Below are 17,631 nucleotides of genomic sequence, written 5' to 3'. Positions count from 1 at the left end.
ATGAAAACTTTGATTATTATAGATCCTCAAAACGATTTTATGCCAGGTGGCTCCCTTGCTGTACCGAATGGTGATGAAATTATCCCGGTGATCAATAAAATTCAGGAAAATTTTGATTTGATAATTGCTTCCCAGGATTGGCATCCAAACGGCCACGCCAGTTTTGCCAGTAGCCACAAAGGAAAAAAAGAGTTTGAAACTATTGATCTTAACGGAATAGAACAGGTAATGTGGCCAGAGCATTGTGTGCAAAATACCGATGGCGCCGAATTTCATAAGGATTTAAAAACTTCAAAAATTGAAGCTATTTTTAGAAAAGGCACCAATCCAGAAATAGACAGCTACAGCGCTTTTTACGATAATCAGCATTTAAAATCCACTGGACTTTCGGGGTATTTAAAAGAAAAAAATGCAGAAGACCTTTATTTCTGCGGACTTGCTGCTGAAATTTGTGTGCATTTTACCGCTAAAGATGCAATTAAAGAAGGTTTTAAAGCGACCATAATAGAGGATGCTACACGCGCGTTAAACGTGGAAAATTTTGAAAAAGCTAAAGTAGAATTAAAAGAATTGGGTGGTAGAATTATTTCTTCAAATGCTATTGAAAGTTGATATAATAAACATAGCCAACATTTACCCAAAAAATATAATCGTTGAATTTATTTTGAGGCGCGTCAATATTTAATCCGTCAAGCCAGTCGCTTCCATAATATTGTCCGCGGGCTTCAATTAAAAGATCGTGCCTAAATCCAAGGCGGTAGCGTAAACCAAGTCCGCCAATTATAGAATAAGTGCTGCCACGGTCAAAATCCATTCCGCCAATAAAAGTTGGGAAAACATTTTTAGGATTTTGCAAAGAACCTAAATCTGAATAGGCATCAGCTTTATAAGAAACAAAATGGCCGCCCAGGCTTATATAAGGAGAAAACATATAACCCGAATGTGTAAAATCACGAATTCGAAAAGGGTGATATTCCAAATGAATTCCCCCTTCAATAATTTCACTTTCCCCGTGCATAGCGCGTAATAATTGTCCACCAAGCGTTGGTTTGCTGGCTACGGGGCCATAATGTTCTAATTTAGAGTAAAAATAATCCAGTTCATTTCTTATTCTAAAATGATTGGTGAAAAAAGAAGCCGCCTGTGAGTAGTGACAGTCGGTTTTATAGGCAAAGTTCATATAATGGGATATCCCAATGCCGTAGCCCGCATTATTAAGGTTGTTTCTAACATTCCACCGTTCCCCGTAATCGGTAAAAAATGAAGCTGGACCGGCCTTAACACCAATTTCGTGTGCAATACCAAACTGGGCATAACTCTTTCCCTGAAAGAATAATGTAAAAACTAAAAGAGCTATAAATATCTTGCAATTATGCATAGTACCGGCTTGGGGGGATGCAACAAATATATAAAAACTACTTTAACAAAAAATTAGATAAAATATTCGCTCTATAAAACGCTGAAAGTAAGACGTTAATTTTATATGAAAAGATAAAAATTTGAGGTCGTTTTTTATAGAACTCATATATTTGCAGTACAAAACACAGCTTTTTTTATAAACTATTTGAAGTATCACATAATATGGAACAAAATATTCAGGATTTCCTCGATAAAGTATCAAAAAGGAATCAAAATGAACCCGAATTCATGCAGGCCGTGCACGAAGTTGCTGAGACTATTATTCCCTTTATAGAAGAGAATAAAAAGTACCAGAATATGCAACTTTTAGAGCGTATGGTAGAGCCGGAACGTGTAATTATGTTTAGAGTTTCCTGGTTAGATGATGAAGGTAATATTCAGGTGAATCGTGGGTTTAGAATTCAAATGAATTCGGCCATTGGGCCTTACAAAGGTGGTTTGCGTTTTCACCCTTCCGTAAACCTTAGTATTCTTAAATTTCTTGCTTTTGAGCAGGTGTTTAAAAACAGCCTTACCACTTTACCAATGGGTGGTGGAAAAGGAGGATCTGATTTTGATCCCAAAGGAAAATCAGATAATGAAGTAATGAGTTTTTGCCAGAGTTTTATGACAGAACTTTATCGCCATATAGGTGCAAATACCGATGTTCCTGCGGGAGATATAGGCGTTGGCGCTCGTGAAGTTGGTTATATGTTTGGCCAGTATAAAAGATTACAAAACGAATTTACCGGCATTTTAACCGGGAAAGGACTCTCTTACGGTGGGTCTCTTATTCGTCCTGAAGCTACCGGTTACGGGAATGTATATTTTGCACAAAATATGCTTAAAACACGCAATGAATCTCTTGAAGGTAAAACGGTAGTGGTTTCAGGATCTGGAAATGTGGCGCAATATGCTGCAGAAAAAGCCCTGGAATTTAAAGCGAAGATTTTAACAATGAGTGATTCTGGAGGTTATATTTATGATGAAGCCGGAATTGATTCAGAAAAGCTTCAGTTTATCATGGATCTTAAAAATGTTAGACGTGGTAGAATAAGTGAATATGTAGATCAATATCCTTCAGCTAAATATTATGAAGGAGAAACCCCATGGAGTGTAAAATGTGATGTAGCGCTTCCTTGTGCTACGCAAAACGAACTCCAAAAAGCAGATGCCGAGAAGTTAATTGAAAATGGATGTATGTGCGTGGGAGAAGGTGCGAATATGCCGTGTACCCCAGATGCTGTAGAGGTGTTTAAAGAAGCAAGAATCTTATTCTCGCCTGGGAAAGCTTCTAATGCTGGTGGTGTTGCAACTTCTGGTTTAGAAATGAGCCAAAATTCTATGCGATATAACTGGACTTCGCAAGAAGTAGATCAAAAATTACACGCGATTATGAACGATATTCACGATCGATGTGTTGAGTTTGGAAAGGAAGAAGATGGTTATATAGATTACGTGAAAGGAGCAAATATTGCCGGTTTCGTGAAAGTTGCCGATGCCATGCTTGCGCAGGGAGTAGTTTAATTACTTTCTAAATAGAATAAAATTAAGGTCGCTTTTTGGGCGGCCTTTTTTAATTATCTTCGGAAAGAAATAATTGTTGAAGAATGCTTGTTACTACTCCGGCCATTGTAATTAGTGCTTTAAAATACGGCGAGGCCGATTTGATTGTGAAAGCTTATACTTATAGTGATGGCTTAAAAACCTATATGCTTAAGGGAGTGCTTAAATCTAAAAAGGGAAAGTTCAAAGCTTCCCAGTTTCAGTTGCTTACCCAGTTAGAAATTGTTGCAAACCACCGCAACCAGGGAAAAATGGAATACCTTAAAGATGCAAAGGTATTGCACACTTATACCAGCCTTCACACAAACATGGTAAAAGGCGCGATGCTTATGTTCCTGGCTGAAGTTTTAAAAAACGCTATTAGAGAAGAAGAAACCAATCCGCAGTTATTTAATTATCTGGAAAATTCACTAATGTGGTTAGATTTGCACGATAAAATCGCCAATTTTCATCTTTTATTTTTACTAAATTTAACGCGCTATTTGGGGTTTTATCCCGATTCGGCATCTAAAGAGCTTCCTTATTTTAATCTTTTAGATGGCGTTTTTGAAATGAGCAGTATTAATAATTATTGTATAGAAGGCCAAAATATCGCTATTTTACGCCAGTTGTTAGGCATAAATTTTGATGCTCTCAACGAAGTAAAGTTGAATCAGCAAAGTCGGTCTAATTTTTTAAATATGCTGCTTTTGTATTACGAGTTGCATATTGAAGGTTTTAAAAAACCAAAATCACTCGCCGTACTTAACGAAATCTTTAGCTAAATGCGAAGTCTAACAGGAGTAATACTCCTTTTTTTTATGGTTAATAGTATCTACGCCCAGCAGATACAGGTTTTGGATGCAGAAAGCCATGAGCCACTTGCCAGCGTGGCTATTTACAATGCGAATAAATCTAAAAGTGAGCTTACCAATTTTGATGGGGAAGCCGATATTGCAGTATTTGACGAAGAAGAAATTATACATTTTTCTCACGTAAACTATTCCAATAAAAGTTTAAAGAAATCCCAGATTATCCAAAACCAGAATACAGTTTATCTAAATGGGAATGATAACGAGTTGGAGCAGGTGGTGCTTTCAGTGGCAAAATTTGAAATGAATAAAGATGAAATTCCGCAGAAAATAGTCAGTTTTTCAGCTAAAGATATTATTATGGCGAGTCCGCAAACTTCAGCCGATCTTTTAGAAAGCAGCGGGCAGGTTTTTGTTCAAAAAAGCCAGTTAGGGGGCGGAAGCCCTATGATTCGTGGTTTTTCAACAAACAGATTGTTAATTACGGTAGATGGCGTGAGAATGAATACTGCGATTTTTAGAAGCGGAAATCTTCAAAATATCATCTCAATAGATCCCTTGGCGGTTGAAAATACTGAGGTAATTCTTGGTCCGGGATCGGTGGTTTATGGAAGTGATGCTGTAGGCGGGGTGATGAATTTCTATACTTTAAAGCCTAAATTTTCATTTACTAATGAAACTTCGGTTTCCGGGAGCGCTTATTCCCGTTACGCTTCTGCCAATAATGAAAAAACTGTACACGCCGATGTTAATATAGGCCTGGAGAACTGGGCATTTTTAAGCAGTGTTAGCTTTTCAGATTTCGATGATTTGAGAATGGGATCTCACGGACCTGATGAATATTTGCGAAACGAATATGCAGTGCGAAAAAATGGTGAAGATGTAGTGGTTGCAAATGATGATCCTCGAGTGCAAAAGCCAACCGGATATCAACAAATTAATTTACTGCAGAAAGTAAAGTTTATGCCACATAAAGATTGGGACCTAAATTTAGGACTTATCTATTCTACCACATCAGATTTTCCAAGATTTGACAGGCTTTACCGAAAGCGCGATGGTGATTTGCGTACAGCAGAATGGTATTATGGCCCTCAGGAATGGTTTATGGGGAATTTTAAGATCAATAAAAAAGGAAACGGAGCATTCTATGATAAAGCCCAGATGACAACTGCTTATCAATTTTTTGAAGAGAGCCGTCATAACCGGGATTTTGGTGAAGATTGGTTATACAACACCAAAGAAAATGTAGATGCTTATTCGGTTAATTTCGATTTTGAAAAGACCTTTGAAGAGAGCCGGTTGTTTTATGGAGCCGAATATGTTTTTAATAAAGTGAATTCTACGGGATTTGCAGAAAATATTTTAACGGAAGAAGAAAACATCACCGCTTCACGATATCCAGATGGTTCTACCTGGCAATCCATTGCGGCTTATACCACCTATCAATGGAAGATTCAGGAAGATCTTTCTTTTCAATCTGGACTTCGGTATAATCATATTTTGGTGGACGCTGAATTTGATGAGAATTTATATGATTTTCCATTTATTGAGGCCAAAATTAATACCGGAGCTTTAACCGGAAGTGCGGGAATTAACTGGCAACAAAACAGGTTTATCGGGTGGCGATTGAATCTTTCTACAGCTTTTAGAGCCCCCAATATAGATGATGTGGGCAAAATTTTCGATTCTGAACCCGGAGCAGTAGTAGTGCCAAATCCAGATTTAAAACCAGAATACGCTTACAGTAGTGAGCTTGGTTTTGACTGGAAGCCTGCCGAAAATATCAGTTTTATCGCGACCGCATTTTATACGTATTTAAATGATGCTATGGTGCGCAGGGATTTCAACTTAAATGGGGAAACCGAAATAGATTACCAGGGAGAGCCAAGCCGTGTGCAGGGGATTCAAAATACCGCGATAGCGCATGTTTATGGTTTTGAGAGTGGGATAGAAATTGATTTATCTGTCGCGCTAAGATTCAGTTCCCAAATAAGTATTACTGAAGGAAAAGAAGAACAGGAAGATGGTTCTACCGCGGCATTACGCCACGCAGCTCCTGTATTTGGGAATACACATTTAATATGGCACAAAAAAAGACTGAAGTTCGATCTTTTTGCTGAATATAATGGGCAATTCGACTATGAAGATCTAGCTCCTTCAGAACAGGGCAAAGCCTATTTATACGCCATAGACGATAATGGAAATCCATATTCACCTTCCTGGTATAGCCTAAATTTAACAGGACAATACGAGTTTAGTAAAAACTTGCTGGCAACCGCTTCCTTAGAAAATATCACCGACCAGCGTTACCGAACTTATTCTTCGGGAATCGCCGCTGCAGGTAGAAATTTAATTTTAGCGCTGCGGTATACTTTTTAATCCTTTTTCTTAATTCTCAAGGCTTTTAAAAATCTTTCTGGGTTTATTTAATATCAATTTCTTTTGGGTTAGCTTTTTCCGTTTTTCTATCGCACTCTTTTCTTAAATTTGATTATTTTCGCGACTCATTGGAAATTTTGAAAAAATGAGCAATAAGTTCCCTGAATATAAAGGACTTGACTTACCAAAAGTAGCTGAGGAAATCTTAAGTTACTGGAAGGAGAACGATATTTTTGAAAAAAGCGTTTCTACACGGGAAGGCAAAGAACCGTTTGTGTTTTTTGAAGGGCCACCTTCTGCGAACGGACTTCCGGGAATTCACCACGTAATGGCGCGAGCTATTAAGGATATTTTTTGTCGCTATAAAACCCAAAAAGGATACCAGGTAAAACGTAAAGCCGGTTGGGATACGCATGGTCTTCCGGTAGAACTTGGCGTTGAAAAAGAGCTTGGGATTACCAAAGAAGATATTGGGACCAAAATTTCCGTAGAAAAGTATAATGAAGCCTGTAAAAATGCGGTAATGCGTTACACCGATGTGTGGAACGACCTAACCGAAAAAATAGGCTATTGGGTAGATATGGAAGATCCATACGTTACCTATAAGTCAAAATATATGGAAACAGTTTGGTGGCTGCTTTCCGAAATTTATAAAAAAGACCTAATCTATAAGGGTTACACTATCCAGCCATATTCGCCAAAAGCAGGGACGGGACTAAGCTCTCACGAACTTAATCAACCTGGAACTTACCAGGATGTGACCGATACCACTGTTACGGCAATGTTTAAAATCACTGATGCTTCAGCAGCTTCGGTTGAAAAGGATCTGGAAGGCGCATTTTTAATCGCCTGGACCACGACTCCGTGGACTTTGCCTTCTAATACTGCATTAACAGTAGGGCCAAAAATCGAATATGTTTCAGTAAAAACTTATAATCAGTATACTTTTGAGCCAATCACTATCCTGGTTGCGAAGGCGCTGGCTAAGGCTCAATTCGATAAAAAGTTTACCGAAGTTGAAACCGAAGAGGAACTTAAAGCTTATACTGAAGGCGATAAAAAGATCCCATTTTTAATCGGGGAAACTTTCACAGGAAAAGATCTTGTTGGGATAAAATTTGAGCAATTGTTGCCTTATGCATTACCTGCAGAAAATCCTGAAAATGCTTTTCGCGTAATTGCCGGAGATTTTGTGACTACAGAAGATGGTACCGGAATTGTGCATACTTCGCCAACTTTTGGTGCAGACGATGCGTTGGTAGCGAAACAGGCTACACCTCAAGTTCCGCCATTATTGGTGAAAGATGAAAATGGAAACCTTGTTCCGTTGGTAGATCTTCAGGGGAAATTTAGACCAGAAATGGGCGAATTTGCCGGGAAGTATGTGAAGAACGAATATTATGACGAAGGGCAGGCGCCAGAGAAATCTGTAGACGTTGAACTTGCTATAAAACTAAAAGAAGAAAATCGTGCTTTTAAAGTAGAAAAATATGTTCACAGCTATCCAAATTGCTGGAGAACCGATAAACCTATTTTATATTATCCGTTGGATTCCTGGTTCATAAAAGTAACCGAATTCAAGGAGCGCATGCACGAATTGAATAAAGGCATTAACTGGAAACCAAAATCTACCGGTGAAGGCCGTTTTGGAAACTGGCTGGCCAATGCGAACGACTGGAATTTATCCAGAAGTCGTTATTGGGGAATTCCGTTGCCAATTTGGAGAACCGAAGAAGGGAAAGAGGAAAAGCTTATTGGTTCTATTGCAGAATTGAAAGAAGAAATGTCGAAGTCGGTTAAAGCCGGCTTTATGGATAAAGATATTTTTGAAGGTTTTGAACCCGGAAATATGAGTGAAGAAAACTACGACCTGGTAGATCTTCACAAGAACGTGGTAGATGAAATTACCCTGGTTTCAGATTCCGGTAAACCTATGAAACGCGAAGCAGATCTTATAGATGTTTGGTTCGATTCTGGTTCTATGCCTTACGCACAATGGCATTATCCTTTTGAAAATAAAGAAAAAGTTGAAGAAGGAGAACGCCAGGCCGATTTCATAGCCGAAGGCGTTGACCAAACCAGAGGCTGGTTTTATACCCTGCACGCTATAGCTACGATGATCTTTGATGATGTAGCTTATAAAAACGTAGTTTCTAACGGACTTGTTTTAGATAAAAACGGACAAAAAATGTCCAAACGTCTTGGGAACGCGGTAGACCCTTTTGAGACTTTGGCAGCTTTCGGCCCAGATGCCACGCGTTGGTATATGATCTCTAACGCCAATCCATGGGATAATTTAAAATTTGATATTGAAGGAATCGCTGAGGTTCGCCGTAAATTTTTCGGTACCCTTTACAACACGTATTCTTTCTTCACTTTATATGCGAATATTGATAATTTCACCTATAAAGAAGAGGATGTGCCTTTAGCAGAAAGACCCGAGATAGATCGTTGGATACTTTCAGAATTACATACTTTAATCGAGAAAGTAGATAAATTCTATGCAGATTATGAACCTACCAGGGCAACCCGTGCAATTTCAGAATTTGTTCAGGAAAACCTTAGTAACTGGTTTGTGCGTTTAAGTAGAAGAAGATTCTGGAAAGGCGATTACCAGCAAGATAAAATTTCAGCATATCAAACACTTTATACCTGTTTAGTTGAAGTAGCCAAACTGGGTGCACCGGTGGCGCCGTTCTTTATGGATAGGCTTTACAAAGACTTAAACAAGAGTACACAAAAAGAAAACTTTGAATCGGTACATTTGGCTGAATTTTCAAAGTATGATGATAAGTTTGTTGATAAATCTTTAGAGCGAAAAATGGAGAAGGCTCAAACCATTTCTTCATTGGTTTTATCGCTTAGAAAGAAGGAAATGATAAAAGTAAGACAACCGCTGCAAAGAGTAATGATTCCGGTGCTTGACGAGCAGCAACGTGAAGAAATTCAGGCGGTTGAAGACTTGATAAAGTCTGAAGTAAATGTAAAAGAACTTCAGCTTATAGATGATGCTTCAGGATTGCTTGTAAAGCAAATAAAACCAAATTTTAAGGTTCTTGGCCCAAGATTTGGAAAGGATATGAAGCTGGTAGTCAATGAGATAAATAAATTAACTCCTGAAGATATTTCAAAGATAGAGCGAGAAGGCAATATTGCGATAAATCTTAACGGAGAAATGGTTAAATTAGCTTCTGAAGAAGTAGAAATTATTTCCCAGGATATTGAAGGCTGGCTAGTGGCAAGTAGTGGTAATATTACCGTAGCTTTAGACGTTAGTATCTCTGAAGAATTAAAAAAGGAAGGAATTGCCAGGGAATTGGTAAACAGGATACAGAATATGAGAAAAGATTCTGGTTTTGAAGTTACCGATACTATTGATGTGACCCTACAAAAGGACGGTATTGTCGAGGATGCCGTTAACCAAAATATAACCTATATTAAAAATGAAACATTAACTGCAAGTCTCGAATTTGCAGAGGTGGTAACTGAAGGAGCCGAGGTGGCTTTTGACGATATTACTACCAAAATGTTTATTAAAAAACATTAGAAATTATGGCAACTGAAGTAAAAGAACGGTATAGCGATGCCGAATTAGCTGAGTTTAAGGCCCTGATTAAAGGCAAAATCGCGAAGGCACAGGAGCAATTGGAAATTTACGAAAATGCTTATAAAAATGATGGAAACAACGGTACAGATGATACTGCTCCTACATTTAAAGCTTTTGAAGAAGGAAGCGAAACTATGAGTAAGGAAGCCAATTCTCAATTAGCTATTAGGCAGGAAAAATTTATCCGCGACCTAAAAAATGCTTTAACAAGAATTGAAAACAAAACCTACGGAATATGCCGTGTAACCGGAAAATTAATCGCTAAAGAGCGTTTAAAATTGGTGCCCCACGCTACTTTAAGTATTGAGGCTAAAAACATGCAGAAATAAATATTTTCTGTTACTCAAATCATATTTATAGCGCCCCTTTGCTTGTGCCTGGGGGCGCTTTTATTTTAAGATTATAAAATTTAAAAAATGCTTCCCAGAAGCTGATTTTTAGCCGGGTAAAAACTAAATAATATTAGTATTTTAGCGGCGTTTTAAATTCCACCGAGTTCATGTCCTTAAAAAAAGCGGGTATTATTATCGTTTTGGTTCTTTTAATAGACCAAATTTCAAAATTTTATATCAAAACAAATTTTTCGCTTGGCGAGGAAGTACCGGTTTTTGATTGGTTCAGAATTTTATTTGTAGAAAATGAAGGAATGGCCTGGGGAACCAAGATCCCGGGAGAATACGGAAAATTATTCCTTACGCTTTTTAGGTTGGTGGCCATTGTGGGTATTGGTTACTGGTTGTGGGATTCTGTTAGAAAAAATGGTTCACGAATCTTAATCACCGCAATAGCCTTAATCTTCGCAGGAGCTTTTGGAAATATTATAGACTCTGTTTTCTACGGAATCGTTTTTAACGGCAGTTATGGACAGGTAGCCGAATTTATGCCGGCAGAAGGTGGCTACGGTACCTTATTTCACGGTAAGGTAGTAGATATGCTTTACTTCCCATTATGGCAGGGCAATTTACCCGAATGGATACCTTTCTGGGGCGGAAATTATTTCACATTCTTTGAACCGGTCTTCAATGTAGCCGATACCGCAATTAGCGCGGGCGTAATTTTACTGCTGCTTTTTAATAAACGAGCTTTTCCAAAAGAAGAGGAAGAGGCTAAAGCAAGTAACTAACTAAGCGGCTGCGCTTCCGTTTCTATCAAAAATCTTTTCGAATTTCTTTAATTCTATTGGCTTAATTAGATAATCGGTCACCAAATTAATAGATTTTGCGCGTTCCAAATCTCGCGGATCTATTGAAGAACTTACCACGTAAAGTGTGATCTTTTTCTCAAAGTTATTCTTAATTTTAATAAATTCATTTAGAAACTCCCAGCCATCCATAACAGGCATATTGATATCCAGGAAAATAATATCGGGAAGTCTATCTTCGGTAGCGTTTTCAAGAATCAACTTAAAATGATCTAAAGCTTCCATACCGTTTTTAAAAATGAGAAGATTGTTAGAAAGTTTTTTAATTTCAATAATCTTCTTAACCAGGTTAACGTATATCTTATCATCGTCAATAATACACGCCAATTCTACTTTTTGCCCCATGAGAATTAGTTTAATTTTTAAAATTTAATTTTAAATGTAGTGCCTACATCTACAGTGCTGGTTACCGAAATTGTACCCCCAAGTGTTTCCACTTGATTTTTTGTAATAAAAAGGCCAATACCACGGGAATCCAGGTTCTCATGAAAGGTTTTATACATCCCAAACATCTTGTCACCATATTGATCCAGGTCAATGCCCAAACCATTATCACTAACCTCCAAAAAAGGAGTTTCATTCTTCAAATAGGTTTGAATATAAATTACCGGTTTTCTACCCGGATGTTTATATTTAATGGCATTTGTAATTAAATTTAGTAAAATACTTTCAAGATATTCAGGTATATAGCTAATTTCTTTTAGGGCGTGAAATTCAGCTACGATTTTTGCATTTTCCCGATTAATTAATGAAGAAGTTGAAGCCATTACCCCACTTAGGGCTTTTTCGAAAGAAACAATTCGGCGTTCTTTTCCTAAAACCGTTTGTTTATTTACAATTTCATTTAACTCATTTATTGCTAAATCCAGATTTTCAGAAATATCGGCTACATTGGGAATTAATTCAATTTTATCTTTATCGGTTTTGGCGTCTTTTAGTAATTCAACAATAAGACACAGGTTACTGCTATGAGAGCGTAAATGGTGGGAGACAACATGTGCGAAATTGAATAAACGGGAATTTTGGGTAGCAACAAGGTCTAGAGAATTCTGTAAATTCAATTCGTTTATTTTCTGGTCATTTATATCCTGAAAAACACCCCGAATTCCAATTATATCCTGGTCTTCGTTATAAACGGGTTTTCCGGTGGCGCGAACCCAGAAATCTTTGTTATAGAGATTCCGCATTTTTAATTCAACCTTAAACGGAATACCATATTTCTCACATTTATCAAATGCTGAAGTTACTTCCTGATGTTCCTCGGGCGCATAAAATCGTAAATGTTCATCGTAGGGTGGTTGATAATCCAGGGGGCATCCAATTATCTTTTTTGTCACATTATCCCAATAAATATTCTTGTTCTGGGTGTCTATGTACCAACCCCCGGTATTGGTCATTTGCGCGGTTTCGCGATAATAAAAGAAGTTTTCTTCAATAGTATATTGGTCGCGTTTATTTTGATGAATATTTACAAAGAGAAGTACTGCGGTTTCCTTATTATTTTCTTTATTCTTTAAGTTTCGGCATTCGAACCAGCGATATTTACCATTATTAAGTTTCAGTTTAAGCTCTATGCTAAAAGCTTCATTTTCTTCGGTAAGTTTATCAAAATAAAGTCTGAAATCGTAGCGATAATCCTGGTGCAGAATTTCCTTTAAAAAATATTCAAAATGAGATTCAGAAAAAATGGGATTCCCCACGAGCGTATCAAAATGTTCGGACCAGCTCACCTCTTTATTTAGAAGATTGATCTTCCAGTAGGCGATATCAAAATCTTCAAGAATGCTGTTTAATTGAAGGTCGTTTAGCATTAAAGGGGCGAAAGTTTTGTTAAAAATAACAGAATACTTCCTAATTCCCTAATTTTTAAAGCTATATATTTTATTGGGCGTAACGCAATAATCCAGTGGAATATCACTGCTAAAAACTTCTTTAAATGCCGGCTCTGCTTCGAAGAATGAAAGCCCTACCTTAATTACTTCAGGCTTACATTCACTTAAAAAGTTATCGTAAAAACCTTTGCCGTAGCCTATACGGTGGCCGTTTTTGTCAAATGCGAGAAGCGCTACAAAAACCACATCTATTTGGGCTGGAGCGATGGGAATACCACCTTCAGGTTCTGGAATATTCCAGCGGTTCTTTTTTATAACGCTGCTATCGGTAAGTAAAAAATGTTCCAGTTTATGTTTTTTGATATTGGTTTTAGAAAGCACTACGTTCTTATCTTTACCTTGCAGAATATGTAAGATATTTTCTGTATCGATTTCTTTCTGTTCAGCAATGCTTAGAAAGAGATGGTAAAATTCTTTTTCCCAAACCGGTAATTGGAGTAACTGATTGGCGATTTCCAGGCTAAGTGCTTCTATTTTTTCTTCGGAAAGCTCTAAGCGTAATGCTTTGTATTTTTTTCGTAATTCGGCTTTATTCATCTTTTGGTGGTGCTGAAATATGAAAAATAGCATCTCCCTGGTAAACAATGGGAGATTCGTTAATATTAATTACATAACCGGTATTTACGGCCTTGATTTTATGTCTGAATTTCCCATAAGGATCGGTAATAGTACCAATATATTCCCCTTTTTCTACGTGTTTACCACAAGGAATTTTTATGTGAAGCAAACCGCTATATTTAGCGCGCATCCAGTTGGTATTTTCAATCACTACGGTTTCGGTAATCGCATCTGGATATTCAAATTTTGGGTTTAACATTTCCAGGAAACTCAAAATTCGCATAGCGCCTTCTACGCCGTGTTTGGCGATATCTTTGTTACTGTCCTGAGATTTTCCGCCTTCAAAAAGTAACACCGGAATTCCTTTTTTTGCACAGGTCTCCCGATAAGATTTTGTGATGGTTTTAGAGTGAATGGTAAATGGAGCGCTAAAAATTCTAGCGTATTTAAGACTTTGTTCATCGCCTCGCTTCACCCTTATTTGTGGGGCATTAAACCTGCTGGCGCCACCGGTATGAAAGTCTAAACAGAAATTTGCAAGTGGTAATATTTTCTTTACAAACTGAAATGCAAATCTACTGGCGAGAGATCCGTGTTTGGTTCCGGGAAACATCCTGTTGAGATCACGGCCATCGGGAAATTCCCGGCGTAAGTTCAGAAATCCAAAAATATTCACCACGGGAATACAAATAACGGTTCCTTTTTGAGGCCTATTGATTCCTTTGGAGATAATTTGCCGAACAATTTCTACCCCGTTAATTTCATCGCCGTGAATTCCTGCAGTTATTAAAACAACGGGACCAGGCTTTTTAGAACGTTCAATTATTACCGGTACCTCCACCGAGGTAGTAGTGTAAAGTTTGGCCATATTAAAATTAATAGTGGCGCTTTTTCCCGGCTTTACTTTTTCACCCAGAATTTCCAGAACATTGTCACTGGTTATTTTTGCCATAGGCTAAACGTTCCTTTCAATATATCTTATTATGGATTTCGCAATATCTTTACCGGTAGCTTTTTCAATACCTTCTAAGCCCGGAGAAGAATTTACCTCAAGAATTAGTGGCCCGCGGGCACTTTGTAGCATATCTACACCGGCAACCCCAAGCCCCATTGCTTTAGTGGCTTTTACCGCTGCAATTTCTTCTTCGTCGGTAAGTTCAACAACTTCTGCGCTGCCTCCGCGGTGAAGATTAGATCTAAATTCTCCTTCTTTTCCCTGTCTTTTCATGGCGCCAACTACGTGACCGTCTACCACAAAAGCCCTAATGTCTCCACCTTTAGCTTCTTCAATAAACTCCTGAACAATTACACGGGCCTGTAAACCATTAAAAGCTTCAATTACAGATTCTGCAGCATTATTTGTTTCAGCTAAAACAACACCAACTCCCTGGGTTCCTTCTAATAACTTTATTACCAAAGGTGTTCCGCCAACTTGTTTTATAACTCCAGATACATCTCTGGAATAGTTAGTAAAAACCGTTTTAGGCAGTCCAATTTTTGCACGAGAAAGTACCTGTAAACTTCTTAATTTATCACGACTTCTTACTAAAGATTCAGATTCTGTAGTGGTAAACGCGCCCATCATCTCAAACTGTCTTACCACCGCGGTACCATAAAATGTTACCGAAGCTCCAATTCTTGGAATTACTGCATCTACACCTTCTATATAGCCACCTTTGTAGTAAATATTAGGTTTACGCTTCTCAATAACAATGTCACACTTTAGAGGATCTATAACTTCTACTTCGTGCTTGCGTTTTGTAGCAGCTTCTACAAGACGTTTTGTAGAATATAAATGGCTATTACGCGAAAGAATTTTTATTTTCATTTTTGTTTAAAATTGTAAGAAACGTCAGTTAATTCGGTGTCCACGATAAATTTTTTGGTAAGGAATTTTCGGCCAATTAGCACCGGAAACCTCATTTCCTGTCGGGAGGACAAAGAAAGGGAAATTTTATAGACCTTATTAAAAATTTTAATAGTGGATATTACCTGATATCTTTTTTGAATAATTCCGTTACTGCTGCGCACAAAAACGATATCATAATCTGTAAAAGTAAATTTTTTTCCGTTGTACAAACGATGTTCTTCATCCAGAAAAGTGCATTCTAAAACTCCATCTTTTTCAACAATATTTTCACAGTGTATAGATGAAGTATAAGCACCGGTATCAATTTTAATAGCTATATCATTTAAATGCAGTGCAGGGAAATCTGCTTTATCAAAACGCCCAATTACTGTTTTCTCCATACCGCAAGGTAGTAAAATACCCATCTAATTTTTTTATAGAAATTATAAAATTTAATGAACGTCAAGCCCATAGCTAAGCTGAACATCGGAATTTTGACCTTCAAATTAATATAAATTTAACATTTACTCGCGCTATCAATTTTTACTGCTACGCATAATAAATTCTACCTTTGGGGAAATGGAAACGCCAGCTTTAGAAGTACAATTACAAACCCTCCCCAATAGTCCCGGGGTGTACCAGTATTACGATAAAAACGGGAAAATTTTATATGTAGGGAAAGCAAAAAACCTTAAAAAAAGGGTGACTTCCTATTTTACCAAACGCCACGACAGTCATAGAATTGGTGTGATGGTAAAAAAGATAAAGGAGATAAAGCACATTGTTGTAGAATCTGAAACCGATGCTTTACTTTTAGAGAACAATCTTATAAAAAAGCATCAGCCACGGTTTAACGTGATGCTTAAAGACGACAAAACCTATCCCTGGATTTGTATTAAAAATGAACGTTTTCCAAGAGTTTTTCCTACCCGAAAACTTATAAAAGACGGTAGCGAATATTATGGTCCTTTTACAAGTTTTAAAACGGTAAATACGCTGCTTGATCTAATAAAAGGGCTATACAAGCTTAGAACCTGTAATTATGATCTTTCAGAAGAAAAAATAAGGAATGGGAAATATAAAGTTTGCCTGGAATATCATTTAGGAAACTGTAAAGGCCCTTGTGAAGCAAAACAGGCTGAAGCAGAATACAACAGTAATATTGAAGCGATTCGGCAAATTGTAAAAGGCAATTTTAAAGATTCTTTACAGCAATTTAGAGAGCAGATGAAGTTGCACGCTGAGAAAATGGAGTTTGAAGATGCACAACGAATAAAAAATAAGATTGATGTACTGGAAAATTACCAGTCTAAATCTACAGTGGTTAATCCGAAAATTACCAATGTAGATGTGTTTTCTATAGTTTCAGATGAAGGCTATGGATATGTAAATTTTCTCCAGCTTTCCCACGGCGCAATTATCAGGTCGCATACCATAGAAATGAAGAAAAAGCTGGATGAAACCGATGAAGAATTATTAGAATTAGCAATTACCGAAATTCGGCAGCGCTTCAGCTCAAACTCTAAAGAAATTTATGTGCCTTTTAAGGTTGATGCCGGGGAAGAAGTGAAGGTAACTATTCCCAAACTGGGCGATAAAAAGAAGATTGTAGATTTATCGCTTAGAAATGCCAAATATTACCGCCAGGAACGTTTTAAGCAAATGAAAATTGTAGATCCAGACCGGCACGTGAAGCGTATAATGGCGCAAATGAAAGAAGATCTTCGGTTAAATGTAGAACCAAGACATATAGAGTGTTTTGATAATTCTAATATCCAGGGAACAAATCCCGTAGCTGCTTGTGTGGTTTTTAAAAACGGCAAACCCAGCAAAAAAGATTATCGTAAATTTAATATCAAAACCGTGGAAGGGCCAGATGATTTCGCTTCTATGGAAGAGGTGGTTTTTAGGCGTTACAAACGTTTGCTTAATGAGGGTGAAGAGTTGCCGCAACTTATAATTGTAGATGGGGGAAAAGGCCAGCTTTCTTCAGGAGTAAAAGCATTGGAAGCTTTGGATTTACGAGGAAAAATAGCCATTATAGGAATTGCAAAACGCCTGGAAGAGATTTTTTATCCGGGAGATACCATTCCTCTTTATTTAGATAAAAAATCTGAAACTTTAAAAATTATTCAGCAGCTTAGGAATGAGGCGCATAGGTTTGGAATTACTTTTCATCGTAACAAAAGGAGTAAAACTGCGTTAAATACAGAGTTGGAAGAGATTACCGGCATTGGAGAAAAAACCGTGGTAGAATTATTAAAACAATTTAGATCGGTAAAACGAATAAAAGAAGCTTCAGAAAAAGAACTCGCCGAGGTTATTGGAGTTTCTAAAGCGGGAATAATTTTCAATCATTATCAAGAGAAAAAATAAAACAGCATTTTGCG

At 37.4% G+C, this 17,631-nt stretch carries 15 protein-coding genes; 8 read left to right on the top strand and 7 right to left on the bottom strand.

Annotated features, from left to right (window positions below; all coding sequences use genetic code 11):
• Positions 1–612 carry a bifunctional nicotinamidase/pyrazinamidase gene (gene pncA, locus J0871_RS03080; protein WP_208223337.1) on the top strand — a complete coding sequence of 204 codons (612 nt, stop codon included), beginning with the start codon at positions 1–3 and terminating at the stop codon, positions 610–612.
• Here the strand turns inward: pncA and J0871_RS03075 are convergent.
• On the bottom strand, positions 599–1,378 hold the full coding sequence (locus J0871_RS03075; protein WP_075325223.1) for a glutamate dehydrogenase: 780 nt from the start codon (positions 1,376–1,378) through the stop codon (positions 599–601). The genes pncA and J0871_RS03075 overlap by 14 nt on opposite strands.
• A 203-nt stretch (positions 1,379–1,581) precedes the next feature.
• Between J0871_RS03075 and gdhA the strand changes: the two genes are divergently transcribed.
• The 6 genes from gdhA to J0871_RS03045 all read left to right on the top strand — a co-directional run bounded on the left by gdhA (position 1,582) and on the right by J0871_RS03045 (position 10,864).
• Entirely contained in the window at positions 1,582–2,925 is a 1,344-nt protein-coding gene (gdhA, locus tag J0871_RS03070; RefSeq protein WP_075325222.1) for an NADP-specific glutamate dehydrogenase, read from the top strand.
• 83 nt (positions 2,926–3,008) lie between these two features.
• Complete coding sequence (recO, locus tag J0871_RS03065) at positions 3,009–3,728, top strand: DNA repair protein RecO (protein WP_208223336.1); 720 nt, start codon at positions 3,009–3,011, stop codon at positions 3,726–3,728.
• Positions 3,729–6,134: a TonB-dependent receptor gene (locus tag J0871_RS03060; protein WP_208223335.1), complete on the top strand. Its 2,406-nt coding sequence runs from the start codon at positions 3,729–3,731 to the stop codon at positions 6,132–6,134. It abuts the gene before it with no gap.
• Positions 6,135–6,279: 145 nt separating this feature from the next.
• The gene (gene ileS / locus J0871_RS03055) at positions 6,280–9,681 is read left to right on the top strand and encodes an isoleucine--tRNA ligase (protein WP_208223334.1); all 3,402 of its coding nucleotides are present in this window, start codon (positions 6,280–6,282) and stop codon (positions 9,679–9,681) included.
• Between the two features lie 5 nt (positions 9,682–9,686).
• Positions 9,687–10,070, top strand: a complete 384-nt coding sequence (locus J0871_RS03050; protein WP_075325218.1) for a TraR/DksA C4-type zinc finger protein — start codon at positions 9,687–9,689, stop codon at positions 10,068–10,070.
• 170 nt (positions 10,071–10,240) lie between these two features.
• Positions 10,241–10,864, top strand: coding sequence for a lipoprotein signal peptidase (locus J0871_RS03045; RefSeq protein ID WP_208223333.1), 624 nt, complete (start codon positions 10,241–10,243; stop codon positions 10,862–10,864).
• Here J0871_RS03045 and J0871_RS03040 read toward each other — a convergent pair whose 3' ends face one another.
• Genes J0871_RS03040 through J0871_RS03015 form a run of 6 tightly spaced genes read right to left on the bottom strand, consistent with a single transcriptional unit; the run spans position 10,865 to position 15,642 of the window.
• On the bottom strand, positions 10,865–11,287 hold the full coding sequence (locus tag J0871_RS03040; RefSeq protein WP_208223331.1) for a response regulator: 423 nt from the start codon (positions 11,285–11,287) through the stop codon (positions 10,865–10,867).
• A 17-nt stretch (positions 11,288–11,304) separates the two neighbouring features.
• Positions 11,305–12,753: a PAS domain-containing sensor histidine kinase gene (locus J0871_RS03035; RefSeq protein WP_208223329.1), complete on the bottom strand. Its 1,449-nt coding sequence runs from the start codon at positions 12,751–12,753 to the stop codon at positions 11,305–11,307.
• Positions 12,754–12,801: 48 nt separating this feature from the next.
• Entirely contained in the window at positions 12,802–13,371 is a 570-nt protein-coding gene (locus J0871_RS03030; protein WP_208223327.1) for a 5-formyltetrahydrofolate cyclo-ligase, read from the bottom strand.
• Positions 13,364–14,344, bottom strand: coding sequence for a succinylglutamate desuccinylase/aspartoacylase family protein (locus J0871_RS03025; RefSeq protein WP_208223325.1), 981 nt, complete (start codon positions 14,342–14,344; stop codon positions 13,364–13,366). The genes J0871_RS03030 and J0871_RS03025 overlap by 8 nt, the downstream gene beginning before the upstream one ends.
• Positions 14,345–14,347: 3 nt before the next feature.
• Positions 14,348–15,220, bottom strand: coding sequence for a 30S ribosomal protein S6--L-glutamate ligase (rimK, locus tag J0871_RS03020; RefSeq protein ID WP_075325212.1), 873 nt, complete (start codon positions 15,218–15,220; stop codon positions 14,348–14,350).
• A complete protein-coding gene (locus J0871_RS03015; RefSeq protein WP_208223918.1) occupies positions 15,217–15,642 on the bottom strand; it encodes a RimK/LysX family protein in 426 nt (141 codons plus the stop codon). Before J0871_RS03015 ends, rimK begins: the two co-directional genes overlap by 4 nt.
• A 178-nt stretch (positions 15,643–15,820) precedes the next feature.
• Between J0871_RS03015 and uvrC the strand changes: the two genes are divergently transcribed.
• Positions 15,821–17,617, top strand: coding sequence for an excinuclease ABC subunit UvrC (uvrC, locus tag J0871_RS03010; protein ID WP_208223323.1), 1,797 nt, complete (start codon positions 15,821–15,823; stop codon positions 17,615–17,617).
• Positions 17,618–17,631: the final 14 nt, after the last annotated feature.

The organism is Salegentibacter sp. BDJ18 (genome assembly GCF_017579965.1).
In the GTDB taxonomy this organism is placed as follows: domain Bacteria; phylum Bacteroidota; class Bacteroidia; order Flavobacteriales; family Flavobacteriaceae; genus Salegentibacter.
This window is presented reverse-complemented; position numbering and strand designations above follow the sequence as displayed.